Annotated in this window: 25 protein-coding genes; 9 read left to right on the top strand and 16 right to left on the bottom strand. The window is 71.3% G+C overall.

The window, feature by feature from the left end; all coding sequences use genetic code 11:
* Positions 1–174: 174 nt before the first annotated feature.
* The 4 genes from AB3M34_RS13320 to AB3M34_RS13335 all read left to right on the top strand — a co-directional run bounded on the left by AB3M34_RS13320 (position 175) and on the right by AB3M34_RS13335 (position 3550).
* Positions 175–903 (top strand): amino acid ABC transporter ATP-binding protein, encoded by a 729-nt coding sequence (locus AB3M34_RS13320; RefSeq protein WP_370620015.1) that lies wholly within the window; start codon positions 175–177, stop codon positions 901–903.
* A gap of 78 nt (positions 904–981) precedes the next feature.
* Positions 982–1890 (top strand): glutamate ABC transporter substrate-binding protein, encoded by a 909-nt coding sequence (locus tag AB3M34_RS13325; RefSeq protein WP_370614538.1) that lies wholly within the window; start codon positions 982–984, stop codon positions 1888–1890.
* A gap of 92 nt (positions 1891–1982) precedes the next feature.
* Positions 1983–2630, top strand: coding sequence for an amino acid ABC transporter permease (locus AB3M34_RS13330; protein ID WP_370614540.1), 648 nt, complete (start codon positions 1983–1985; stop codon positions 2628–2630).
* On the top strand, positions 2627–3550 hold the full coding sequence (locus tag AB3M34_RS13335) for an amino acid ABC transporter permease (RefSeq protein ID WP_370614542.1): 924 nt from the start codon (positions 2627–2629) through the stop codon (positions 3548–3550). The genes AB3M34_RS13330 and AB3M34_RS13335 overlap by 4 nt, the downstream gene beginning before the upstream one ends.
* 10 nt (positions 3551–3560) lie before the next feature.
* On the opposite strand, the gene AB3M34_RS13340 is transcribed toward AB3M34_RS13335, so the two are convergent.
* The 3 genes from AB3M34_RS13340 to AB3M34_RS13350 are packed head-to-tail and all read right to left on the bottom strand — an operon-like array spanning position 3561 to position 4925.
* Positions 3561–3854, bottom strand: a complete 294-nt coding sequence (locus AB3M34_RS13340; RefSeq protein WP_370614543.1) for a hypothetical protein — start codon at positions 3852–3854, stop codon at positions 3561–3563.
* A gap of 22 nt (positions 3855–3876) precedes the next feature.
* The gene (locus AB3M34_RS13345; RefSeq protein ID WP_370614544.1) at positions 3877–4341 is read right to left on the bottom strand and encodes a hotdog fold domain-containing protein; all 465 of its coding nucleotides are present in this window, start codon (positions 4339–4341) and stop codon (positions 3877–3879) included.
* Between the two features lie 26 nt (positions 4342–4367).
* Positions 4368–4925, bottom strand: a complete 558-nt coding sequence (locus tag AB3M34_RS13350; protein ID WP_370614545.1) for a GNAT family N-acetyltransferase — start codon at positions 4923–4925, stop codon at positions 4368–4370.
* Positions 4926–4959: 34 nt separating this feature from the next.
* Between AB3M34_RS13350 and AB3M34_RS13355 the strand changes: the two genes are divergently transcribed.
* On the top strand, positions 4960–6369 hold the full coding sequence (locus AB3M34_RS13355; protein ID WP_370614546.1) for a CapA family protein: 1410 nt from the start codon (positions 4960–4962) through the stop codon (positions 6367–6369).
* 87 nt (positions 6370–6456) lie between these two features.
* Here AB3M34_RS13355 and AB3M34_RS13360 read toward each other — a convergent pair whose 3' ends face one another.
* The 9 genes from AB3M34_RS13360 to AB3M34_RS13400 all read right to left on the bottom strand — a co-directional run bounded on the left by AB3M34_RS13360 (position 6457) and on the right by AB3M34_RS13400 (position 15312).
* Complete coding sequence (locus AB3M34_RS13360) at positions 6457–7227, bottom strand: M28 family metallopeptidase (protein ID WP_370614548.1); 771 nt, start codon at positions 7225–7227, stop codon at positions 6457–6459.
* Positions 7228–7500: 273 nt separating this feature from the next.
* Positions 7501–8082 carry a regulatory protein RecX gene (locus AB3M34_RS13365; RefSeq protein WP_370614549.1) on the bottom strand — a complete coding sequence of 194 codons (582 nt, stop codon included), beginning with the start codon at positions 8080–8082 and terminating at the stop codon, positions 7501–7503.
* A 2-nt stretch (positions 8083–8084) separates the two neighbouring features.
* Positions 8085–9185, bottom strand: a complete 1101-nt coding sequence (gene recA, locus AB3M34_RS13370) for a recombinase RecA (protein WP_370614550.1) — start codon at positions 9183–9185, stop codon at positions 8085–8087.
* A gap of 203 nt (positions 9186–9388) precedes the next feature.
* Positions 9389–11644: a catalase gene (locus AB3M34_RS13375; protein WP_370614552.1), complete on the bottom strand. Its 2256-nt coding sequence runs from the start codon at positions 11642–11644 to the stop codon at positions 9389–9391.
* Between the two features lie 108 nt (positions 11645–11752).
* Positions 11753–12169 carry a hypothetical protein gene (locus AB3M34_RS13380; RefSeq protein WP_370614553.1) on the bottom strand — a complete coding sequence of 139 codons (417 nt, stop codon included), beginning with the start codon at positions 12167–12169 and terminating at the stop codon, positions 11753–11755.
* Positions 12166–13245, bottom strand: coding sequence for a molybdopterin-dependent oxidoreductase (locus AB3M34_RS13385; RefSeq protein WP_370614554.1), 1080 nt, complete (start codon positions 13243–13245; stop codon positions 12166–12168). The genes AB3M34_RS13380 and AB3M34_RS13385 overlap by 4 nt, the downstream gene beginning before the upstream one ends.
* Before the next feature lie 68 nt (positions 13246–13313).
* Complete coding sequence (locus AB3M34_RS13390; RefSeq protein ID WP_370614556.1) at positions 13314–13961, bottom strand: methyltransferase domain-containing protein; 648 nt, start codon at positions 13959–13961, stop codon at positions 13314–13316.
* Positions 13958–14650, bottom strand: coding sequence for a TIGR04282 family arsenosugar biosynthesis glycosyltransferase (locus tag AB3M34_RS13395; RefSeq protein ID WP_370614557.1), 693 nt, complete (start codon positions 14648–14650; stop codon positions 13958–13960). Before AB3M34_RS13395 ends, AB3M34_RS13390 begins: the two co-directional genes overlap by 4 nt.
* On the bottom strand, positions 14647–15312 hold the full coding sequence (locus AB3M34_RS13400; RefSeq protein WP_370614559.1) for a glycosyltransferase family 2 protein: 666 nt from the start codon (positions 15310–15312) through the stop codon (positions 14647–14649). The genes AB3M34_RS13395 and AB3M34_RS13400 overlap by 4 nt, the downstream gene beginning before the upstream one ends.
* Before the next feature lie 115 nt (positions 15313–15427).
* Between AB3M34_RS13400 and AB3M34_RS13405 the strand changes: the two genes are divergently transcribed.
* From AB3M34_RS13405 to AB3M34_RS13415, 3 genes are read left to right on the top strand one after another with little or no spacing between them, the layout of a single operon-like run.
* The gene (locus AB3M34_RS13405) at positions 15428–16777 is read left to right on the top strand and encodes a hypothetical protein (protein WP_370614561.1); all 1350 of its coding nucleotides are present in this window, start codon (positions 15428–15430) and stop codon (positions 16775–16777) included.
* Positions 16778–16782: 5 nt separating this feature from the next.
* Positions 16783–17508: a response regulator transcription factor gene (locus AB3M34_RS13410; protein ID WP_370614563.1), complete on the top strand. Its 726-nt coding sequence runs from the start codon at positions 16783–16785 to the stop codon at positions 17506–17508.
* A complete protein-coding gene (locus tag AB3M34_RS13415) occupies positions 17492–18550 on the top strand; it encodes a sensor histidine kinase (RefSeq protein WP_370614564.1) in 1059 nt (352 codons plus the stop codon). Before AB3M34_RS13410 ends, AB3M34_RS13415 begins: the two co-directional genes overlap by 17 nt.
* A gap of 24 nt (positions 18551–18574) precedes the next feature.
* Here AB3M34_RS13415 and AB3M34_RS13420 read toward each other — a convergent pair whose 3' ends face one another.
* Genes AB3M34_RS13420 through AB3M34_RS13435 form a run of 4 tightly spaced genes read right to left on the bottom strand, consistent with a single transcriptional unit; the run spans position 18575 to position 22903 of the window.
* Positions 18575–19618: an NAD-dependent epimerase/dehydratase family protein gene (locus AB3M34_RS13420; RefSeq protein ID WP_370614566.1), complete on the bottom strand. Its 1044-nt coding sequence runs from the start codon at positions 19616–19618 to the stop codon at positions 18575–18577.
* A 10-nt stretch (positions 19619–19628) separates the two neighbouring features.
* Positions 19629–20444, bottom strand: coding sequence for an S-methyl-5'-thioadenosine phosphorylase (locus tag AB3M34_RS13425; RefSeq protein WP_370614568.1), 816 nt, complete (start codon positions 20442–20444; stop codon positions 19629–19631).
* Between the two features lie 33 nt (positions 20445–20477).
* The gene (locus tag AB3M34_RS13430; RefSeq protein ID WP_370614569.1) at positions 20478–20672 is read right to left on the bottom strand and encodes a DUF3046 domain-containing protein; all 195 of its coding nucleotides are present in this window, start codon (positions 20670–20672) and stop codon (positions 20478–20480) included.
* Positions 20669–22903: an MMPL family transporter gene (locus AB3M34_RS13435; RefSeq protein ID WP_370614571.1), complete on the bottom strand. Its 2235-nt coding sequence runs from the start codon at positions 22901–22903 to the stop codon at positions 20669–20671. The genes AB3M34_RS13430 and AB3M34_RS13435 overlap by 4 nt, the downstream gene beginning before the upstream one ends.
* A 150-nt stretch (positions 22904–23053) precedes the next feature.
* Between AB3M34_RS13435 and AB3M34_RS13440 the strand changes: the two genes are divergently transcribed.
* Complete coding sequence (locus AB3M34_RS13440) at positions 23054–23890, top strand: TetR/AcrR family transcriptional regulator (RefSeq protein WP_370614573.1); 837 nt, start codon at positions 23054–23056, stop codon at positions 23888–23890.
* Positions 23891–23979 lie beyond the last annotated feature (89 nt).

Consider the following 23979-nt stretch of genomic DNA (forward strand, 5'->3'; position numbering starts at 1 on the left):
CGTACGCCGTCTCATTCCGCGGTCACGTTCTCACAACAACCCCCCGCCGAGTGCGTGCCTGGCTAGCAAGGTCCTCCTGTTCCCCTTAGGTTTTTTCACATGTCGGATGACTCGTACGACTCGGTGACCCCTGCGCCGACAGGCTCAGCCACCTCGACCGCCACGGCCGCCGCGATGGTGGCGATGAACGACGTCCAGAAGTGGTTCGGCGATCTCCACGTCCTGAAGGACATCAATCTCTCGGTGAAGCCTGGCGAGGTCGTCGTCGTCATCGGCCCGTCCGGATCGGGCAAGTCGACGCTGTGCCGGGCGATCAACCGCCTCGAGCCGATCGACGAAGGCACCATCGCGATCGACGGCGAGCTGCTCCCCGAGGAGGGCCGCAAGCTCGCACAGCTGCGCGCCGACGTCGGCATGGTGTTCCAGTCGTTCAACCTCTTCGCGCACAAGACGGTCCTCGAGAACGTCATGCTCGGACCGGTCAAGGTGCGCAAGAAGTCGAAGGGTGACGCCGAGAAGCGCGCGATGGAGCTCCTCAAGCGCGTGGGTGTCGACTCGCAGGCCAACAAGTACCCTGCCCAGCTCTCCGGCGGCCAGCAGCAGCGCGTGGCCATCGCCCGCGCCCTCGCGATGGATCCGAAGGTCATGCTCTTCGACGAGCCGACCTCCGCGCTCGATCCCGAGATGATCAAGGAAGTCCTCGACACGATGGTCGCGCTGGCGAAGGCCGGCATGACGATGGTCGTGGTCACCCATGAGATGGGCTTCGCCCGTACGGCCGCCGACCGGGTCGTCTTCATGTCCGACGGGCAGATCCTCGAGGAGAACACTCCCCACGAGTTCTTCGACAACCCTCAGACCGACCGTGCGAAGGACTTCCTCGCGAAGATCCTCAAGCACTGAATCACCCCCGTACCCCATCTTCGGAACCGAACGACCGGAGCCGCGTCCGCGGCGCTCGTGAAGGCAAAGGGAGAAGTCATGAAGATCCGTAGGACCAAGATCGCGGTGATCGCCGCAGCAGCAGCGCTCGCACTCGCCGGCTGCGGCGACGCGGGCGACGACGACGGCGGTGATGGCGACGGCGGCAGCGGTGGCGGATTCAGCCCCGAGGTCGTCTCGGACGCCTCGTTCGACGACGGCACTCGCACGGCGGAGATCGCCGATGCAGGCACCGTGAAGATCGGCGTGAAGTTCGACCAGCCGGGCATCGGGTTCAAGTCGGCCACGTCCGACACCCCGGAAGGCTTCGACCCCAACATGGGCAAGATCCTCGCGGCGAAGCTCGGCATCGAGCCCGACAAGATCGAGTGGGTCGAGACGATCTCCGACAACCGCGAGCCGTTCCTCCAGAACAGCACCGTCGACTTCGTGATCGCCTCGTACTCGATCACCGACGAGCGTCGCCAGGTCGTCGGCCAGGCAGGCCCGTACTACGTGACCGGCCAGCAGCTCCTCGTCGCCGCCGACGACGACTCGATCAACGGCCCGGACGACCTCAGCGGCAAGAAGGTCTGCTCGGTCACCGGTTCGACCTCGATCAAGACGGTCGAGGAGGAGTACGGTGCGACGCCGGCCGGCTTCGACACGTACTCCGAGTGCGTCGAGCAGCTCCAGTCCGGCTCGGTCGACGCGGTGACCACCGACGGTGCGATCCTCGCCGGATATGCGGCTGAGGACCCGGACAACCTCAAGGTCGTCGGAGAGCCGTTCTCCGAGGAGCGCTACGGCATCGGCTACAACAAGGACGCCGCCGGGATGTGCGAGTTCATCAACGAGACGCTCGAGGGCGCGTTCGAGGACGGCGAGTGGGAGGCGGCGTTCGACGACTCCCTCGGCAAGGGTGGCATCGACCTGCCCGAGACGCCGACGCCTGATCCCTGCCCGTGACCTGACCGGGTGACGGGGTCGGTATCGGCCGGCCCCGTCACCCGTTCTGCTTGCCCGTTACTTTCCATCCCCGACTCCGTGAGGAGGTGCACGTGGACGCTTTGACCGAGAACTGGGACCTTGTTCTCGACGGTTTCGTGAAGACCCTCCAACTCCTCGTCGGAGCCGGCGCGCTTGCACTGGTCATCGGCACCCTCGTCGCCCTCTTCCGGGTCAGCCCCGTCCCCGTGCTGCGCGGCACCGGCACGGTGTACGTCACGATCTTCCGCAACAGCCCGTTGCTGGTGCTGCTACTCATCACCTACTACGGCCTTCCGCAGCTCGGGATCAACCCGAGCTTCTACTGGAAGGTCGTCCTCGCGATGGGGCTCTACACCGGCGCGTTCGTCGCCGAGTCGCTCCGGTCGGGGATCAACGGCATCCCGCTGGGCCAGGCTGAGGCTTCCCGCTCGCTCGGCTTCACCTTCGGCCAGACGATGACGCAGGTCGTGCTGCCGCAGTCGTTCCGCAACGTCGTCCCGCCGCTGGCGAGCGTGTTCATCGCGCTCACCAAGAACACGTCGCTGGCGTCGTCGTTCGGTGTCGCCGAAGCCACCTTCCGGATGAAGGGCCTCAACAACGACTACGCCACCGAGCGCGTGGTGATCTTCCTCGGGATCGCCCTCGGCTACGTCATCATCGTCGAAGCGATCTCGTTCGGCGCCGCCATGCTGGAGCGACGCTGGAGGGCTGAGCGATGACCAAGAGCACCGTCCTGTACGACGCGCCCGGCCCGCGGGCACTGCGTCGCTATCGCCTGATCGGCGCCATCGCGGTCGTCGCCCTGATCGCCCTCGCGTACGTCGTCGTCAAGGTCCTGTACGACAACGGACAGCTCGAGTACGAGGGGGTGTGGGAGCCGTTCGTCACCCCGGCCTACATGGAGATCATCTGGCAGGGGCTGCTCAACACCCTCAAGGCCGCGGTCTTCGCCATCCTCGGCGCACTCGTGTACGGCGTGCTGTTCGGGATCGGCAAGCTGTCAGACCACCGGCTCATCCGCTGGCCGTCCTGGCTGGTGGTCGAGTTCTTCCGCGCCGTGCCGCTCCTTCTCCTCATCATCTTCAGCTGGGCGTTGCTGGACCAGCAGGTCGACGCAGCGTTCTACGCCCTCGTCGCCGGCCTGATCCTCTACAACGGGTCGGTCCTCGCCGAGGTGTTCCGGGCCGGCATCAACGCCGTCCCCAAGGGTCAGGCCGAGGCGGCGTACGCCCTGGGAATGCGCAAGTCCCAGGTCATGGGCAGTGTCCTCATGCCGCAGGCCGTCCGGATCATGCTGCCGTCGATCATCAGCCAGTGCATCGTCGCGCTGAAGGACACGTCGCTCGGGTTCGTCATCCTGGCGCCGGGGCTCACCACCGTCGGCCGCGACATCTATCGCGAGTACAAGAACTACCTCGCGACGGCGCTCGTGCTGCTCCTGATCTATCTCGTCATCAACCTGCTGCTCGACTGGCTCGGCCGCTGGGTCGAGCGCAAGTACTCCGGCGGGCACAAGCTGAATGTCACTGCGGTCGGCGTGCTCGGCGAGGAGGAACGGCAAGCGCGTGCCGAGGTCGAGGCGGCACGCCAGGCGGCAACCAAGGGCGGCGCCGGCACCGGCGCCGGCGGCTACCAGTAACCGCCTCCTCTCAGCGGACGTAGACGCTGCCGTCGAAGTTGAGCATGCCTGCAGACTCGAGCCCGATGGTGGTCTCGCTGTTCTCGTCGTCGTCGGCGTGGGTCTCCACGTCGACGGCGGCGATCTCGGCCACCGGGATCGCGTGCACCTGCGCCGTACGGATGCCGTTGCCGGAGCGGTCGGTCAGCACGCCGTCCTCGAGGAAGAGGAACCCGTCGCGCAGCCCGAGGATCCGTGCGTACTCGTGCAGCTCACGGCTGCCGTCGACGCGGCGTACGGACAAGGTGCAGTAGGCGTTGGTCACGCCGCCCAGTGTCGCACCCTGGTCAACGGCTCGGTGCGGGCGTGACCCAGAGGTGGATGACCCCCTCGACGACCCGCGTGCCGTCGTCGCGGGTCGCGTGCACGGCGACGTCGACCTCGGGTGCCTTCGCCCAGTCCGCCTCCGTCGTCTCGGCGACGCACACGAGGTCGCTGGTCGACTTCGCGAGGTACGAGACGTCCATACCCTTCGGCAGCCACCGGTAGCCGTCCGGCACGGTCGCCTCTGCGAGCAACCCCATGGCCGCCTCGAGGCCGTTGCACACCGCGATCGCGTGGACGGTGCCGATGTGGTTCTTGACCGACCACCGCTTCGGCAGGACGAGCTCGGCGCGGTGCTGGCGCATCTCGGTCACCCGCGGGTGGATGGTGCGGAAGTACGGGGCTTTGAGACTGAACGCCAGGCTGAACAGGCGGTCACCGAGCGGTAGGGATGTGAAGCGCTTGTACATGGCCAGCGTCGAGTTCATAGGCGGCACGCTAGCAGGTTTGTTACTCACGGGTAACTGACGGTTGGCGCATCGTCAGCGGCGATGCGGCACACGATCTGCGCGTACTCCTCCCCTGGGACCTGGATCCACTGGCGCTGGGTGAAGCCGAGCTTGTCGAGGACCCGCAGCGACGCCGCGTTGCGGGCATCGGGGCACGCCACGAGCCACGGCGCGTCGGGATGGTCGCGCCGCACCACCTGCCGCAGGTACTGCGCGATCATCCGCGTGCCCAGCCCGCGCCCGATCCTGTCCGGATCCCCGATCAGGTAGTCGAACCCGACCGCACCCGGCAGCTGGACGCGTACGGCCAGCTCGTCCTCGGCGTCGATCGGGAAGTCCTGCACCTGAGCGACCGGCTCACCGTCCTCCTCCACCACCCACATGCGTGTCGGGTGATCGCCGTGCAGCCGATCGCCGTACCGGTCCATCGCGTCCTCGACGTTGCTGGGCGGATCGCGGAACCAGCGAAGGACGTGCGGCTCGTGACGCCACCGCACCAGCAGACCGAGGTCGTCCTCGCGCATCCGGCGGAAGGCGATCGTGCCGTCTCCGCTCTCAGACATGACCCGAGGCTACGACGCCCCGTAACCTCGGGGAATGGGACGCCCCGCGCTCCTTCTCGCCACGGCCGTGCTCGCGGCCGGGTGCACCGCTGCGCCACCCGACGAGCCGTCCGAGCCAACCACACCGGTCCGGACCACCGTTTCCCCCGATCCCGTCACGCCGCCGGAGCCTGCCGAGGACTCCCGCATCCTCGTCACGCACCACCACTCCCCTCTGCGCGTGCTGTCGACGGACGGCGCCGTACGCCTTCTCGGCTCGGGAAGCCTGTCAGGGCTCCGCCTGATCACCGACCGTTCTGACGTCCCGTCCGCCGAGTTCCTCGCCGACGCCGCGGCGGTGATGACGCGGGTGAGGAGCGACCCGGCCGTTGTGGGGTACGTGCCGGTGTCCGCCGTCGACGAGACCGTCCGCGCCGTGCGGGTGGGCAGCGTCGAACCGCTGCTCGATCCCGCCGCGTACCCGCTGCGCAGCGAGACCGCATCGCCCGACCCCGAGATCGTCACGCTCGCGGTCACCGGCGACATCATGCTGGGACGCAGAGTGGGTGCGTACCTCGACCGTGCCGGTGATCCGACTGCGGTGTTCCGCCCGTTCGCGGAACGGCTCGCCGCCGCGGACATCACCGTCGGCAACCTCGAGTCGACGCTTTCGCAGCGCGGTTCGCCGACGCAGGGTGGCGACTCGTTCGGTGCGGATCCCTCCGTACGGCGGGGTCTGCGCGCCGCCGGCTTCGACGTCATCGGACTCGCCAACAACCACCTCGGCGACTTCGGGCCTCAGGCGATGCGCGACTCGTTCGATCGCCTTCGCGCCGGCGGTCTGCCGTACGTCGGCGCGGGCCGCGACCGCGCCGAGGCGGAACGCCCGCTGGTCGTCGAGCGCGGTGGGACGATGGTGGGGTTCATCGCTGTGGACTCGATCGGAGAGACGCCCGCCGCAACAGCCTCCCGACCGGGCACCAGCCGGCTCGACATGCCGCCTCGTACCGGCCCGATGGACGAGGTGCGGCTGGCGCGGCTCGAACGGCAGGTACGTCAGTTGGCCGGCGAGGTCGACACGGTGGTCGTGATGACGCACTGGGGCACGCAGTACACCAACGTGCCCGAGGCCTCCCAGCGCCGCGTCGCCCGGGTCGTGGCGCGCGCCGGTGCCGACGTCGTGGTGGGCGGGCATCCGCACTGGCTACAGGGACTCGAGCAGATGGGCGACACGCTTGTCGTGCACTCGCTCGGCAACTTCGTCTTCGACATGGACTTCCAGCGGCGCACACGCGAAGGCGCGGTGCTCGAGCTGGTCCTGTGGGACGGAGAGGTGAAGGGCGCACGGCTCGTCCCGTACGTGATCGACGGCAGCTTCACGCCACGCCCGGTGCGGGCGGGGCGGGCCGAACGCGTCCTCGCCACCGCCTGGGAGACCAGCCGCGGCCCGTACGCCCTCCCCTGAGCGCCCTCTCGTCCCCGATTTGTGCAGTTCGACAAGGAATGGGGCGCCTCAATCCTTGTCGAACTGCACAAATCGGGGACGGGGCGGCTACTGGAGCCAGCGCCAGGTGATCGTGGCGACGCGTTGGAGCTGGCGATCGTCGACGACCCGCGGGAGATCTCCCGCGGAGTGGTATCCGGCGTACGGGATGCTGCCGAGTCGCGCCGCCGGGATGTCCGCCTTCTCGTACGACCAGTGGTCGCTCGCGCGGTCCTCGCAAGTGGCCGTCGGGATGCCGCCGGCAGCGTCGACGAGCGAGCGGACCACGCGGCCATTGCTCGTCCCGCCGTCGCACACCGGGACGGACGGTCCACGGACCCCTACGCGGTCGAGCGACACCATCGCCCGCAGTGCGCGGCGTTCAGCGGCCGTCATCGCTGCAACCCGGTGCTGCGATCCGAAATGGTGGAGGTCGTCGCCTGGGCCACGTGGCTCCTCCGCTCCGAAGGCGACGAACCGGACGGGCAACCGACTTCCGTACGTCGCCGCCAGCCGCCCCAGCTCTCGGACCACCGCAACGCCTGACGCGTTGTCCTCTGCGCCCGGTGACACTGCGACGGTGTCGAGGTGCGCGCCGACGACGAGGTGCGGACGGGCAGGGTCGAAGCCGGGCGGGTCGGCAATGACGTTCATCGATCGGCCGGCCTCGACCGGCACACCCCACGAGTCTCCGCCCGGCACGCGGAACATCTCCTGCGAGACCGTGTAACCGAGCCCGCGCATCTGGTCGCTGAACCACGTCGCGGCCTCCCGGAAAGAAGCCGACGTGGCGAGACGCGGGCCGATCTCACCCGCGAGGTGACGCACTGCGGCGCGCATCGCGGCGACGTCGACAGCGGGTTGCTCGGGCTTGGGAGTGCCGCTCGACGGACCGCCGAGGCCTGGCTCTCCGGGCGTCGGTGTGTCTCGTGGGGCAACGCCTCCGGGCGAGCCGGGGCCATCCGAGCTCGCCGACGAGGTCGCCGGAGCCGGGCCGGGAGACGTCGGCTCACCGCTGGGCCCGCCCCCGCTGCACGCACTCAGGAGGAGCAGGCACGAGACACCGGCAACGACACCACGCACTCCCCCATGCTGGCACGGCGTCACGCGCGGTCAGGCGTCGTCGTCCCAGTCGCCGGCGTCGAACGAGTCTTCGGCGGCGCCGATCTCCTCGCGGACGATCCGGTAGGCGAGTCCAGGGCCGTAGCCCTTGCGCCCAAGCGCACCGACGAGCCGCCGAACCTTGACCTGCTCCTCGAGGTTGCGCATCGAGCGCAACTTCTTGCGGACGACAGCGCGCGCCGCGGCCTCCTCCGACTCCGGATCGATGGTGTCGATCGTGTCGCGCACGATCTCGTCGTCGATGCCCTTGCGGCGGAGCTCGAGCGCGAGTGCACGACCGGCGAGACCGCGCGTCTGCTGCCGGGAGCGCACCCACAGCTGGGCGAACTCCTCGTCGTCGACGAGCCCGACGGCCTCGAAGCGGTCGAGCATCTGGTCGGCGATCTCGTCCGGCACGTTGCGCCGGGCGAGCTGTGCGGCCAGCTCGGCACGCGAGCGCGGCTGCTCAGCGAGTCGGTCGAGCAGGATCTTGCGGGCGACGACCTCGTGATCCGGCTCCGGACCGAGGTCACGCTCGGCGTCGGGCTCGGGATCCCGGCGACGCCAGGACCCCGAGCGCTGCGTGCGCGCCATGGTCAGAAGTCGACCGTGGCCTTCTCGGCCTTGGCACCCTTGACCGCGCCGACCACCGGGACCACAGGATCGGCGGGGTCGTCGACCGCGGCGCCGATGCCGAGGTGCTCCATGATCTTCTTCTCGAGCTCGTCGGCGAGGTCGGGGTTGTCGCGCAGGAAGCTGCGCGCGTTCTCCTTGCCCTGGCCGAGCTGATCGCCCTCGTACGTGTACCAAGCGCCGGCCTTGCGGACGAAGCCCGCGTCGACGCCCACGTCGAGGAGGCTGCCCTCGCGGCTGATGCCCTGGCCGTACATGATGTCGAACTCGGCCTGCTTGAACGGCGGGGCCATCTTGTTCTTGACGACCTTGCAGCGGGTGCGGTTGCCCACCATGTCGGTGCCGTCCTTGAGCGTCTCGATGCGTCGGACGTCGAGGCGGACCGAGGCATAGAACTTGAGCGCCTTGCCACCGGTCGTGGTCTCCGGCGAGCCGAACATGACGCCGATCTTCTCGCGGAGCTGGTTGATGAAGATCGCGGTCGTGCCGGCGCCGTGGAGCGCGCCGGTGAGCTTGCGCAGCGCCTGGCTCATGAGGCGGGCCTGCAGACCGACGTGGCTGTCACCCATCTCGCCCTCGATCTCGGCACGGGGCACGAGCGCGGCGACGGAGTCGATGACGATGATGTCGAGCGCGCCGGAGCGGATCAGCATGTCGGCGATCTCGAGCGCCTGCTCGCCGGAGTCCGGCTGCGAGACGAGAAGGGCGTCGGTGTCGACACCGAGCGCCTTGGCGTACTCGGGGTCGAGCGCGTGCTCGGCGTCGATGAACGCCGCGATGCCCCCGGCCTTCTGCGCGTTGGCGACCGCGTGCAGCGCCACCGTCGTCTTGCCGGAGGACTCCGGCCCGTAGATCTCGACGATGCGGCCGCGCGGGAGCCCGCCGATGCCGAGAGCGATGTCCAAGGAGGTCGCCCCGGTGGGGATGACCTCGATCGGGATCTTGCCACGCTCACCGAGGCGCATCACCGATCCCTTGCCGTGCGAACGCTCGATCTGCGCCATCGCGGCGTCGAGTGCCTTGTCGCGGTCCTTCGGTGCGCCCTTGCCCGGGTCAGCAGCCATCAGCGTGGTCCCTTCACATCTCTTGTGTCCGCCGGTCGTCTACGACGGTAGGGATCGGCACCGACACTTCGTGCGACTCGCACGAGTGCTGGGGAAACCGGGCCCGTCCGTCGACCTGGGGACGACTCTAGTCCGAACACCTGTTCGACGCGACTACCGACACGCCGCGTGTCGGTAGTCGCGTCGAACGCGTGCGCGTGCGGTCAGACGACGGCTGCGAAGCGGTCCCACACCCGGTGCAGCGCCATGTCCTCCTGGACGCGGGCGAGCACCTCGGCACCGGTCTCGCCGCGGACGATGCCCGGCCCACCGGCGCACCCGGCGGCGTCGAGCACGGCGCCCCCACCGCCCCAGGCGCCGATGACCTTGGCGTGCCGGAAGCACTCCTCGACCAGCAGCACCACGCGTGGGTCGATGGAGACCGTGTCGGCCGCGCCCGCCTTCGCGTCGCGCAGCGGCAGCGCGTCCGGTGCCGGCACCGGGGCCCCGGCGATCAGAACGGCGTCGAACTCCACCGACCGAGCGGTCGCGAAGGTGCGCTGCGCGGCGATCCCCTCGCCCAGCATCCCGCCGTGGGGACCGATCACGAGCGGAACCATGCCGGCCTCGAAGACCGCCGTACGAACCTCGTCGACGCCGGACAGGTCGCCGTCGGGGTCGACGACGATGCCGACCATGCGGCCGTCGGGCGGCCACGCCTCACCGACCTGGGACAGGGCGGGGCTGGGGGCGGGATCGAGCAGCGGGATCGTCGGCGACGGCGCAGGCAGGCCGAGGCCCGTGGCGACCTCCTCGCAGAGCACCGGGTCGATGTTCGCCAGGCACTGCAGCTGGCGCTCCTTGATCGCCTGGTCGTAGCACTTGCCCAGCTCGAAGGCGTAGGCGCGGATGATGTGCTCCTGCTCCACCCGCGACATGCTCAGCCAGAAGAGCCGCACCTGGCTGAAGTGGTCGTCGTACGACGCGGGTTGGGCGCGCACCTTGGTGCCCTCGGCCACCCGGACGGCGAGGTGCTCGAAGGAGCCGTCCACCTCGGCACCGGCCTGGAACGGGCAGCCGCCGTCCAGCGAGTTCGGACGGTACGGCGCCACGCCGGCGTGCACCGCGTGCTGGTGGAAGCCGTCGCGGAGCATGTCGTTGACCTCGGAGTGCGGCCGGTTGACGGGCAGCTGGTTGAAGTTGGGCCCGCCGAGGCGGGTCAGCTGCGTGTCGACGTACGAGAAGAGGCGCGCCTGCACCAGCGGGTCGTCGGTGGCGTCGATCCCGGGCACGAGATGGCCGACGTGGAAGGCGACCTGCTCGGTCTCGGCGAAGAAGTTGGTCGGGTTCGCCGTGAGGACCATCAGGCCGACGGGCTGCACCGGCGCCAGCTCCTCGGGCACGATCTTCGTCGGGTCGAGAAGGTCGATGCCCTCGAAGACCTGCTCGGGGTTGTCGGGGAAGACCTGAAGGCCCAGCTCCCACGCGGGATACGCGCCGGACTCGATCGCGTCGTAGAGGTCGCGCCGGTGGAAGTCCGGGTCCATCCCGCTGATCATCTGCGCCTCCTCCCACGTGAGGGAGTGCACGCCGAGCTGCGGCTTCCAGTGGAACTTGACCAGCGAGGTCTCCCCCGCCGCGTTCTCGACCCGGAAGGTGTGGACGCCGAAGCCCTCCATCATCCGGTACGACCGCGGGATCCCGCGGTCGGACATGTTCCACATGGTGTGGTGCTGGGCCTCGGTGTGCAGGGACACGAAGTCCCAGAAGGTGTCGTGCGCGCTCTGCGCCTGGGGGATCTCCCGGTCCGGGTGCGGCTTGCCGGCGTGGATGACGTCGGGGAACTTGATGCCGTCCTGGATGAAGAACACCGGGATGTTGTTGCCGACGAGGTCGAAGTTGCCCTCGGGCGTGTAGAACTTCGTCGCGAAGCCGCGCGTGTCGCGGACCGTGTCGGCCGAGCCGCGTGATCCCAGCACGGTCGAGAAGCGGACGAACGTCGGCGTCTCGGCACCCTCGCGCAGGAACGCGGCCCTGCAGATCGCGTCGGCGGTTCCGTAGCCCACGAAGACGCCGTGCGCGCCCGCCCCACGTGCGTGCACCACACGCTCGGGGATCCGCTCGTGGTCGAAGTGGGTGATCTTCTCCCGCAGGTGGTGGTCCTGGAGCAGCGTCGGGCCACGCTCGCCTGCCTTGAGCGAGTGGTCGGTGTCGCGCAGGCGTACCCCGGTCGAGGTCGTCAGGTACTTCTCCTGCTGCGCGCGAGCCGTCAGCGGCGCGCCGGTCTCGACGCCCGTGGCGGTACGGGTGGCGGGCGCACTCTGGTCGGGCTTCGGCGGGAGCGGCTCACGCGGTTCGGTGGGCTCAGCAAGGCTGGCGGGCTCTGGACCCGGCGCCCCGGGGATCGTGGGCTCCGTGCCGCCAGCGAGGCCGTGCACGACCCGGTCGAAGGTCTCCTTGGCCAGCTGCTTGAGATCCATGTCTCTCCTCGTCGGTCGAAAGGGCGTGCCGGTCGTACGCGGGAGCGGTACCCGCTCACGGTTCCTGCACACACGCGACGGCCGAACATCTCCGAGGTCGACCGTGGCTCACGTGCCGGCGCGGCGCCCGCGTCGGGCTCGCACCCCGGACCACACCAGGACGACGGCGGCGGCTCCCGCGGTCAGGCACATCCACGCCGTCCCGTACGAGCGGTCGAGCAGCGTCGCGTTCTCGTCGCCACCGCCCTGACCGGACAGGACCGGCAGCGCCATCACCGTCACGGTCCCCCAGACGAGACCGACGAGTGCCGCCGGCAGCCGCGCGGGCTGCGGGAGGAGCCGTACGAGGAGCAGCGACACCAGCACGACGAGGGGCGCGAGCACGGCATCGTGCGCGAGCACCCCGCCGCCCAGCCAGAGCACGGCGGAGACGAGCTGGCCGAGGTCCAGCCGCAGGAGCAGCCACGCGCCGTACGCCGCGGCCGCAACCCCCCCGACGCCCACGCCCCACCGCGTCCCGCTCACGTCCGCACCTCCAGACGGGTGACCCACTTCGTCTGCCGGACTCCCGGCCGGTTCGGGGCGATCAGCCGGCACGGCCAGCCGTGGTCCAGGTCGAGCTCCTCCCCGTTGAGGCGCAGCGCGAGCAGCGTTCGCGGGTCCGCGGCGAACGCGGGCGGCAGGTCGGACGTCCCGAACGCCCGGCGCGTCTGGAGCGAGCTGACGTGGACCTCGGACGACGCGGGGGCGCCGACCATCGCCAGCAGCGTGCGCACGGGCACTCCCGTCCACTCGGCCGAGCGGCTCCACCCCTCCACGCAGGCGATCGGCAGGACGCGGGTGGTCTGCGGGAGTGCCGTCAGGTCGTCGAGCGTGAACGTACGGCGGGTGTCGCCGTGGACGACCTCCAGCTGCCACCCGGTCGGGCGTGCGACCCCGGCCTGCGCTGCCGTACGGTTCACCGGCAGCCCTTGAGGGCCGTCACCGCTGCGGACGGCGAGCACCGAGACCCTGCGCAGCCACGGCACCGTCTGGCCGGCGGTCAGGACGACGGCCAGACCCGCCGCGACACCGGCGGCGACCAGGACGCTGCGGCGCGTCCGGGCGTCCTCCGCCGACTCGGACGACCCAAGCGGCACTGTCGTCCCGCCCTCTCGCGCGTAGGCCGCTCGGATCGCCGGCCACTTCACCGCGAGGTGGAGGAGCAGCGCTCCGATCGCGATCCAGGCGACGGCGTAGTGGGTGGCCCGGAACGAGAACGCCCACGGGTACCACTGGACGATGTTCGTCAGGCCGCTCGCGAGCTGGAAGATCGCGGCGGCGACGAGCGCGAGGATCGAGAGCCGTTCGAGGGCGTGCAGCGCCAGCGCACCGGTGCCGCGCGGCGGTCGCAGGAACAGCCGCGGGTAGACCGACCAGAGCTTGACCAGCAGCAGGGGCACCGCGGCGGTGCCGGCGATGACGTGCACGCCCTGCGTCACCCGGTACAACCAGGCCGGATCGACGGGCAGGGTCAACCATCCGGGCGTCGTCTGCTGGAGGTGGCTCCACAGTCCGGTGAGGAAGCAGATCGTGAACGCGATCCCGAGCCAGGTCCCCACGCGCGCCGTGGTTCTCGACCCCCGCCCCCGCGTCGGGAAGTCCTCCACCCGCGGCAGCCGCACTCCCGTCACTCCCCCCGGGTGATCACGGCGACGTGCCGGCCGTCGTGCTCGTGGACCGCGCGGACGACCATGCCGGCGCGGTGGGCCACGTCCGTGACGCCCACGATGCTGACGCGAGCCCACGGGAACGGCGCGCTCTCGCAGCCGCGGACGCGCAGGCGTACCCAGTGGGTCCGGGAGGCCGTGCCGTGGGGCTCCACCTCGGCTAGGAGGGTCCCCCGGGGGTGGAGCAGCTCGGCGACGCGCCGGAGCAGGCGTACGGGGTCGCCGCCGATCCCGATGTTTCCGTCGGCCAGCAGCGCGTGTCGCCATGTCCCCGCACCGGGAACGGCGTCGAAGACGTCGCGGCACAGCGCCGGTGCCCCACGCGTGCGAGCCTGCCGGACCGCCTCCGCCGAGACGTCGACCCCGAGCGCTGGGACACGACGGCGGGTGAGGGCGTGCGTGAGTCGCCCCGGGCCGCAGCCGACGTCGAGCGTCGCCCCGGTGCACGGCCGCACGAACAGCGAGTGGTCGGCCGCGTCCGCCTCGCCCTTCCACCGGTCGACGGGGAGCGGGACGACCGCGCCGTCGGCAGTGACGACCTCGGCTCGCGGAGCCGCGAAGAGGTCGTCGAGCACGGCGCGTTCTGGTGCACGCTCGTCGAGCGTCATCGGACCTCCCCGGTGTCCCGGCTCGGGACTGGCTCACGCTGGCTGGCGATCCGTTGCACGACGCGCGCGGCGCGGGTGCCCGGCGCCGTACGGGCGAGCTCGAGCGCGTCCTCCCACGTGTCGACGTCGGCGAGCCGACCGGCCTCGGCGACACGGGCTCCTGCGGACACCAGAGCCTCGTACGTCCGTGCCCCCGTGTCCGGTCGCGACATCGGCACGTCGACGAGCACCCGGGCCCAACGCGGTTCCCGGACTCCGAGCGCCCACCAGCCGCCGTCCTCGGCGTGGCCGAGCACGGCGTCGGAGTCGACGAGGAGGTCGGCGACCCGGACCAGGTCCGCAGACGTCACCTGAGGCGTGTCGGTGCCGATCTGCACGACCCCTTCCCCGGCGTCGGCGTCGGCGTGCGCGTGGACCAGCCGCTCCGCGAAGGTGTCGCCCCGCTGCCTGGCCGTCCGGTGCGGCGCGCACGCCGCGGCGATCTCCGCGCCCTGCACGGCGTGGTCGAGGTCGCCCGCCATCGCGAGCACGACCGGCCACCCGGTCGCTGCCGCGGCGTCGAGCGTGTCGAGGAACGCCGCCGCCGCGAACGTCGCTGCGCCCTCGGCGCCGGTACGGGCGGCGAGGCGCGTCTTCGCGCGTCCCGGCTCGGGTGCCTTCGCCACGACGAGCAGCGTCGGGGACCTCATCGCATCACCTTCGCGAAGTCGACCGCCGTACGGAGGGTGCCGCGGACGGAGCCGCTCACCTTCGACCGGGTCCCGGCGGCCCGCTCGCGGTAGGCGATGTCGTGCTCCTCGACCGTCCAGCCGGCTCGCGCGGCGCCGAGCATCAGCTCCAGCGGATAGCCGAACCGGCGGTCACGCACGTCCAGCGCGACCAGGGCATCGCGCGGGCACACCCGCATCGGGGCCAGGTCGTGGACCGGCAGCCCGGTCGAGCGCCGGATCCACCAGGCCAGCGCGGTCGTGCCGGCACGGGCGTGCCACGGCCACACGCCCCCCGACACCGGGCGCCGGCGGCCGAGCGCCATCGTCACGCGGCCGGCCAGCACGGCGTCGAGCATCGGGTCCAGATCGGCCGCATCCATCGACGCGTCCCCGTCCATCACGGCGACGTACGGCGCGCTGGCGGCCGCGACGCCGGCGGCGACGGCAGCGCCGTACCCCGCGACCGGCTCGTCGACGGTGCGCGCTCCGAGCCGTCGGGCGACCCCGGCCGTGCCGTCGCGCGACCCGTTGTCCACCACGATCACGGCGAACCGGTCCGGCACCCGCGCGAGCACGGTCGGCAGCGCCAGCGCCTCGTCGCGGCACGGCACGACGAGATCGCAGACGGGTTCGGCAGCCATGTCTCGACCGTAGGCCGAAGTCGCCTCCGTGACCGACCGTCAGGCGGTGACGAACCCGTGACGTCCCGTGCCGCACGGTGCCCTCGACCCCGGGTGCAGGGCCTACGGTGGACGGGTGACCAGCCTGGACGCGCGCCGTACCCGCACCGCGCTGGTAGGTGCCGCGATCGGCGTCGTCCTGGTCGCCGCGGCGATGGCGTGGCCCGCGATCACGGGCATCTTCGTCCACAACGGCATCTCGGGCCTCCCCCGATTCCCTCCGTTGCACGCGAACTGGTCGCCGCGCGTGACCGCGACCTCGTGGCTGCCCGTCGTCGTCGCCGCGGTCATCCTTCTGGTGTGGCCGCGCGTGGTCGCGCTCCGCTGGCCGGCGTACCTGCTCGCGCTCGTCGTGGCGGCGTGGAGCTGGACGATGTCGCTCGCGCTGGTCGACGGCACCGACGGACTGGGGCGGGTGTTCACGCGACGTGGCGAGTACGTCGCGGACGCGCAGGCGGTCGGTGACGTCTCCTCGATGCTCTCCGGCTTCGTCGACCGCATCCCGCTCGACGCGGCGGACAACTGGGGCATCCACGTCGCGGGCCATCCGCCAGGTGCGCTGCTGGTGTTCGTCGGGATCGACCGCGCCGGCATCACCGACCCCGCGCTGATCGGGCTGGTCGTGGTGACCCTCGGCTGCACCGCGTTCGCGGGCGCCGCGATCGCCGTACGCCGCCTCGCCGGTGAGCACTGGGCGCGGCGCGCCGGAGTGTGGTGGGTGCTGCTGCCCGCGGCGGTGTGGGTCGGCGTCAGCGGCGACGCGATCTTCATGGCGGTCTCGGCCTGGGGCCTCGCCCTGCTCGCGGTCGCCCTGACCGCCCGCAGCACGGGCGCGGAGGTCGCGGCCGGGCTGGGAGCCGGTGTCCTGCTCGGGGCGACGGTCTACCTCTCGTACGGCTTGGTGCTGCTCGCCGTCCCGGCGCTGGCCGTGGTCGTCCTCGCACGTCGGTTCCGTCCCGTGGTCTGGGTGCTCGCCGGTGCACTCCTCGTGGTCGCGACGTTCACGGCGGCGGGCTTTGCCTGGTGGGAGGCGTACGGGGTGCTGCACGAGCGCTACTACGACGGCGTCGCCGCCGACCGGCCGTACGGCTACTGGGTCTGGGCGAACCTCGCGGCGTGGACCTTCGCGATCGGGCTGGCCGGCTGGGCGGGGCTGGCCGAGGCCGTACGGTCGCTCGCGCACCGCCCACGCGCAGGACACGGCACCGTCGCGGTGTCGGTGCTTGCGCTCAGCGGGCTCGCCTGCGTCGTCCTCGCGACGTTGTCCGGCATGAGCAAGGCGGAGGTCGAGCGGATCTGGCTCCCCTTCTCGCTGTGGGCGGTGCTCGGCGCGAGCCTGCTCGGACCACGGCTGCGGCACGTGCTCGTGATCGCGCAGGTGGTCACCGCGCTGGCGGTGCAGCACCTGCTGCTGACGAGGTGGTGAGGCCCGTGGACGAGGGGACGCACGTGCTCGTGGTCGAGGACGATCCCGCAGTGCGCGACGTCGTCCGGCGCTACCTCGAGCGCGACGGCCACCGCGTGTCGACCGCGGCCGACGGCGAGACGGGCCTGCTGCTCGCCCGGACGGAGTCGCCCGACCTCGTCGTCCTCGACCTCATGCTCGGCGGCATCGACGGCGTCGAGGTGTGCCGCCGGCTGCGCGCCGAGCAGGTGTACGTGCCGGTCGTCATGCTCACCGCCCTCGCCGACGAGGACCACCGCATCACGGGACTGTCGGTCGGCGCCGACGACTACGTCACGAAGCCGTTCAGCGTCAAGGAGCTCGCGCTGCGGGTGCAGGCGGTCCTGCGGCGGGTCCGCGGCGGGCCGGTCGGCGTGACAGCCCCCGCTCCGACGCTGCGCGACGGCGACCTGGAGCTGGACCGCGTCGCCCGCGAGGTCCGTACGGCCGGGGCCCCGCTGGCGCTCACGCTGCGGGAGTTCGACCTCCTCGCCTTCTTCCTCGCGCACCCCGGCCAGGTGTTCTCGCGGACCGACCTGCTCGCCGAGGTGTGGGGCTGGGAGTTCGGCGACCACTCGACCGTCACCGTCCACGTGAAGCGCCTCCGGCACAAGATCGAGCCCGACCCGGCGAACCCGGCGCGTATCGTCACCGTGTACGGGCTGGGGTATCGCTACGACCTCGGAGGGAGCGACCGTGCTGACCGAGTCTGACCTGCGCGCCGTGCTCCTCGGGATCGCCTGCTCTCTCGCCGTCGTGGGAGCAGGGGCCCTCGCGCTGCGCGCCGTACGCCGCCGCGCGCTCGCCGTCTCGCTGATGCTCCTCACGCTGGTGCCGCTGCTCGCCATCGTGACCGGGGTCGCCGTGACGAGCGGGTTCATGTTCACCGCCGAGCTGCGGCGCACGGCGCTGGTCTGGATCGGCGTCGCCCTCGTCTGCATCCCGACGTCGGTGCTCCTCGGACGCGCGCTCGCCCGCCGGATCGTGTGGGAGCGCGAGGCCCTCTCGCGTGAGCGCGCAGCCGACGCGTCTCGCCGCGAGCTGATGACCTGGCTGAGCCACGACCTGCGGACCCCGGTCGCGGGCATCCGGGCGATGGCCGAGGCGCTCGAGGACGGGGTCGTCGAGAGTCCGGCCGACGTGCGGGCGTACGCCGTACGGATCCGCAGCGAGTCGGTCCGCCTCGGCCGGATGGTCGACGACCTGTTCGAGATGTCGCGGATCACGGCGCCCGCGTTCCGGCTGACCACCGAGCCGTTGTCGCTGAGCATGCTGGCGAGCGAGGTCGTCGCGTCGACCTCCGCGTACGCGGGCGCAAGGGACGTTCGTCTCGCGCACTCGGGCACGGACGCCGTCGTCGTCGCAGCGGCCGACGAGCTCGCCCGCGCCGTCGGCAACCTCGTGACGAACGCTGTACGCCACAGCGCCGCTGGCACGACGGTGACGGTCGCGACACGGGCGTCGGCGGGGGCTGGGGTCATCGACGTGGTCGACGCGTGCGGGGGCATCGACGAGGCCGAGATCCCGCACCTGTTCGACGCCGGCTACCGCGGCACCGCGGCGCGGGAGAACGACGCCGAGGACGAGACCGGGGCGGGGATGGGACTCGCGATCGCGCGCGGGCTGGTCCGGGCCCAGGGCGGTGAGGTGAGCGTCCAGAACGTCGCCGGGGGTTGCCGGTTCACCGTCCGGTTGCCGTTGCCGGCGGGGCTCGCGGAGGCGACGCCGGCCGAGCGAGCCCGCCGCGACGCCTGAGCGGGCGGCACCTCCGCGAGGGCGTCAGCGGGTCCGCAGGGGGTCCGTCGCGAGCTGCGCGAGCCCCTCCTCGGGCGCGACCTGCGCCGTGAAGCCGAGCTCGTCGCGCGACTTGGCCGGTGACGCGACCACGTGGCGTACGTCGTAAGGCCGGTACTCCCCCGTCACGACGGGTGACGCGCCGTCGGCGGCCGCCGCGAGCGTGCGTGCCATCGTGCCGAGCGAGACCGGGCGGCCGGAGGCGACGTTGTAGGCGTGCCGGCCGCTCCCGAGCGACCCGACGCGCTCGACGGCAGCGAGGTTGGCGCGGGCGACGTCACGGACGTGGACGAAGTCGCGCATCTGCCCACCGTCCTCGAACACCCTGGGTGCCTCTCCACGTGCCAGCGCCGACCGGAAGATCGCCGCGACCCCGGCGTACGGGGTGTCGGCAGGCATCCCGGGGCCGTACACGTTGTGATAGCGCAACGCCAGCGCCGACGCTCCCACCAGCCGGCACCACGCCGAGACGTAGTGCTCCTGCGCGACCTTCGACGCCGCGTACGCACTGGTGGGCGCGAAGGGCGTGTCCTCGTCGACGAGGCGCCACTCGACCGGTCCGCCGCAGACCGCGCAGCCGGGGTCGTACCGGCCGGCCTCCAGGTCGTCCTCGCGCCGCACGGCCGGGGAGACGTCGCCGTGCACGGCGCACGTGTAGCGGCCGTCGCCGTAGACGACCATCGAGGACGCCACGACGAGGGAGCCGACTCCCGCGCGCGTCATCGCGGCAAGGAGCACCGCCGTGCCGTGGTCGTTGTGGTCCGCGTACGCGGGGAAGTCCTGGGCATCGACCCCGTTGCCGACCATCGCCGCCTGGTGGCAGACCACGTCGACCCCGTCCAGCGCCGCGTCGACGTCAGCGGGCACGCGTACGTCGCCGCGCCGCGTGCCGTCAGGCGTCGAGGCGCCCGCGCCGTGAGCGAGCGGAAGCAGCAGGTCCAGCCCGACCACGTCGTGACCGGCATCGGTCAGGACGTCGACGACGTGCGAGCCGATGAACCCCGCTGATCCCGTGACCAGGACCCTCACGCCAGCCGCCTCACGGGAGCGCCAGCGGCAGGTCGAGCCCGTCGAGCGCGTGCGAGCAGTCGCAGTCGCGGTGGTCGTCGAGGGTGCCGACGACGTCGCGCAGCGCGTCGCGCAGGCCGCCGAGATGCTCGGCGAACACCCGCAGCACCTCCTGGTGGCTGACGGCCTCGGCCGCCTCCACGCCCGCGTCCAGGTCGGTCACGAGGGCGATGGTCGCGTAGCAGAGGGCGAGCTCGCGGGCGAGGACCGCCTCCGGGTGACCGGTCATGCCGATCACCGACCATCCCTCGCGGGAGTACCACTGCGACTCCGCCCGGGTGGAGAACCGCGGCCCGTCGATGACCACCAGCGTGCCGCCGTCGACAGCCTCGCCGGGAGCGCCTTCGCGGAGTGCGGACCGCAGACGCGGACAGTATGGGTCGGCGAACGAGACGTGGACGGCCCCGTCGTCGTAGTACGTCTGCGTCCGCGTGGTCGTACGGTCCACGAGCTGGTCCGGGACCACGAGGGTCCCCGGCCCGAGCTCGGGCTGCAGTCCACCGACCGCGCACGGCGCCAGCACCTGGCGTACGCCGACGCTGCGCAGCGCCCACAGGTTGGCCCGGTACGGCACGGCGTGCGCCGGGAAGCGGTGGCCCTCGCCGTGCCGCGGCAGGAAGGCGACCGGCCGCGGACCGGTCTCGGTGGGCACCGTCCCGATCGCGACCGGCGCGGACGGCGGGCCGTACGGGGTGTCGACCTCGACCTCGCGCACGTCGTCCAGGAAGGTGTAGAAACCGGTCCCGCCGATGACGGCGACCTCGGGCGTGGGCTGCTCGGCACTCATGCTGGCGAGTCTGCCAGCACCGCGGGTGCCGCGTCAGCGCTCGGACGGAGGCAGGTCGAGCGACTCCCACACCGCGCGCCACACCGTCTTCGGGGCGACCCCGGCGTCGAGCGCCTCGGAGACGGTACGGCCGCCGAGCTCGCCGAGCACCTGCTGGTCGGCCCACACCCTCGAGTAGCCCGCGCCGAGGTGCTGGTCCATGCGCTCCCAGAGCTCGCTGTGCCTCACCGGGCCAGTATGCGGGAGCGCTCCTCGTCGCCACCGCCGGCACCGGCGTCGCCGTCGGCAGCCACCGGGTCCGACCCGCCCTCGCGCACCCCGTACCGTTCCCACCACCGGAGCATCGGCCCCGGCGCCCACCAGTTCCAGCGCCCGAGCAGCTTCATGGTCGACGGCACCATGATCAGCCGGACGAGCGTGGCGTCGAGCAGGAGCGCGACGAGCATGCCGACACCGAGCATCTTCATGAAGACGATCCCCGACGTCGCGAAGGCGCCGATGACGACGGCCAGCAGCAGCGCGGCGCTCGTGATGATCCGCCCGGTCTTCTGGACGCCCGTCGCGACGGCGACCTCATTGTCGCCCGTGGCGTCCCACTGCTCACGGATCCGCGACAGCAGGAACACCTCGTAGTCCATCGACAGCCCGAAGAGGATCGCGAACATCAGGATCGGCTGCGTCCCGTCGAGATAGCCGAGCGACGTGAAGCCCAGCGGTCCCTCGAGGTGCCCGTCGGCGAAGATCCAGGTCACCACGCCGAACGCGGCGGTGATCGACACGATGTTCACCAGGACCGCCTTGATCGGCAGCACGACCGACCCGAAGGCGACGAAGAGCAGCACCAGCATCGACACCACGATCAACCCGATCATGAGCGGCAGCCGGTCGGCGATCGTGTCGAGCATGTCGCCGGTCTCCGCCGACGTGCCACCGATGTACGCGTCGGCGGGCGCATCCACGCCCCTGAGGTCGCGTACGAGGTCGCGTGATTCGCCGCTCTGCGCGGAGCCGTCCCAGACCACGTCGATCAACGTGCCGGACTCGGCGGCGCCCCCGTCGGCCGCCGAGCCCGCCCCGTCGCTCGTGCCCGCGACCGCCCGCGCCTGCGTCACGCCGTCGACGTTCCCGAGCGCGGCGACGTACGAGGCGACGTCGGCCTGGTCCTCGGTCGCGAGGAACACCTCGGCCTGCGAGGTCGCTCCCCCGAAGTCCGACTCGAGCTTCTCGGTCGCCACCCGGGACGGCGCGTCCGCGGGGAGCACCCGGTGGTCGACCCCGCCCCACGCGACGTTGAGGAACGGGCTCGCCAGCCCGAACAGCACCCCGGTGACCAGGACCAGGCTGATGACCGGTCGCGCCATCACGGCGTGGGCGAACCGCGCCCAGCCCTGGGACGGACGACGAGCGCGGCGCCGCCACGGCATCGCGCCGGCCTCGATCCTGCGCCCGAGCACCGCGAGCGTCGCGGGAAGGAGCGTCAGCGCAGCGACCATCGCGACGAGGACCGCCGCCACCCCTCCGTACGCCATGGAACGGAGGAAGGACTGCGGGAACACGAGCATCGCCGAGAGCGCCACCGCGACGGTGATGCCGGAGAAGAGGACGGTACGACCCGCGGTCCGCATCGTGGCGGCGACGGCCTCACGCACCCCGTCGGGATCGTCGCCGCGCGCCGCGAGCTCGTCGCGGAAGCGGCTCACCACGAACAGCGCGTAGTCGATCGCGAGACCGAGACCGAGCAGCGTGATGATGTTGATCGCGAACACCGACACGTCCGTGACGGTCGTCATCAGCCGCACCACGGCGAGGGCACCGAACACGGCGACGACGCCGATGCCGACCGGCATGAGCGCGGCCACCACGGACCCGAACACCACGAGGCTCAGCAGCAGCACGAGCGGCATCGAGAGCATCTCGGCTCGCGCGATGTCCTCGGACACGTTGGTGTTGACGTCGTCGAACACCGCCCACTGGCCGGCGACGTCCACGTCGACCGTCCCGTCCTCGACGGCCTCGGTGTCGAGCGTCGGCCGCACCTCGTCGTACGCCTCCATCTGAGCGTCCTGCCCGTCGCCGGCGAGGGTGATCACGACGCTCGTGGCGTGGCGGTCCTCGGAGACGAGCGACTCGGTGCCGCGGGGCCCGTACGCCATCACGTGCTCGACCGCGTCGTCCGGCAGTGCGGCCACGACGTCGGCGATGGCGGCGCGGAACGCCGGGTCGTCGACCGTCATGTCCTTGCTCTCGTACACGGCGATCACGTCGGCGCCGTGGCGGCCGACGTTGTCCTCGATCAGCTGCGAGGCTCGGTACGACTCGCTGCCCGGGTCGTCGAACCCGCCGTCGCTCAGAGCGCCGAAGACGCCCGTCCCGTACGCTCCCGCGGCCAGGACGACCAGCAGCCCCAGCGAGAGCACCCAGCGCGCACGTCGTGCGACGAAGCGTCCCCAGCGTTCCATCGTTCTTCCCCCGGTAAGATCGTCGTGTTGTGAATTGTGTTCACGAGCGTTAACGTCGTTCACTGCTAACGCTGTTCACTATGATGAACAGTGATAACCGATGTCAAGGGGTCCGGGACAACCAAGTTCGGGCCTGTCAAGGTAGGGACCATGACGACGCAGGGTGAGAAGTCCACGTCACCGGCAGGCGAGAAGCCGACCCGGCGTGACCAGCAGCGCCAAGCGACGCTCGACGAGATCGTGCGCACCGCACGTGCATCGCTGACCGCGAGCCGTGAGATCTCGCTGCGTGCCGTCGCGCAGGACATGGGCATGACCGCACCGGCGCTCTACCGCTACGTCAGCAGCCTCGAAGACCTCACGCTCCGGGTCGCGGCACAGGTGTACGACGACCTGCTCGCCGAGCTCGAGGCGACCGCCGCGCCGTACGAAGGCGACCCCGCCGCCCAGCTCGTCGCCGGCGCTGCAGCCTTCCGGCAGTGGTCGCTGCGCCACCCTCAGGAGTTCGCGCTCACCTTCGCGAACCCGATCACCAGCATGGCGAAGACCGCCGACCTCCCGGCCGACCTCCTCGGCCAGGAACCGCACCCACCGCAGCCGCCGCCCGGGCTGATGGGAGCCGACTGCGCCGAGGCTGCGCACCGCTTCGGCGGCTTCTTCGGACAGCGCGTCCTCGAGGTGTGGGAGCGCGACGGCTTCCCGGACGCGGGTGCGGTGGCGCCTCCCCCCGGACCGGGTGGCCTCGGCAGCTCGCTGGAGGCCAAGACCGGCAGCGAGGTGCCTGCGGAAGGCTCGTGGGCGTTCGTCCGTTCCTGGTCCCGGTTGTACGGGACGACGGCGCTGGAGGTGTTCGGCCACATCGACGCGGAGGTGGTCGAGTCGGGAGCGCTGTTCCGCGACATGATGACCGAGTGCGGCGACATCCTCGGTCTGCAGTCGCGCCGCGAGGACCTGCAGCAGGTGGTCGCCGCCGTGCTCGACGCCTGACCTCGCCACCCGGCGCGGTCCTCCGCTTGCCGCACTGCCCCTTCGCGCCGCCCGTTTGAGGTGCCCGCACCGCAAACCATCGTCGCGCA

The sequence above is a fragment of the Mumia sp. Pv4-285 genome (assembly GCF_041320275.1).
In the GTDB taxonomy this organism is placed as follows: Bacteria; Actinomycetota; Actinomycetes; order Propionibacteriales; family Nocardioidaceae; genus Mumia; species Mumia qirimensis.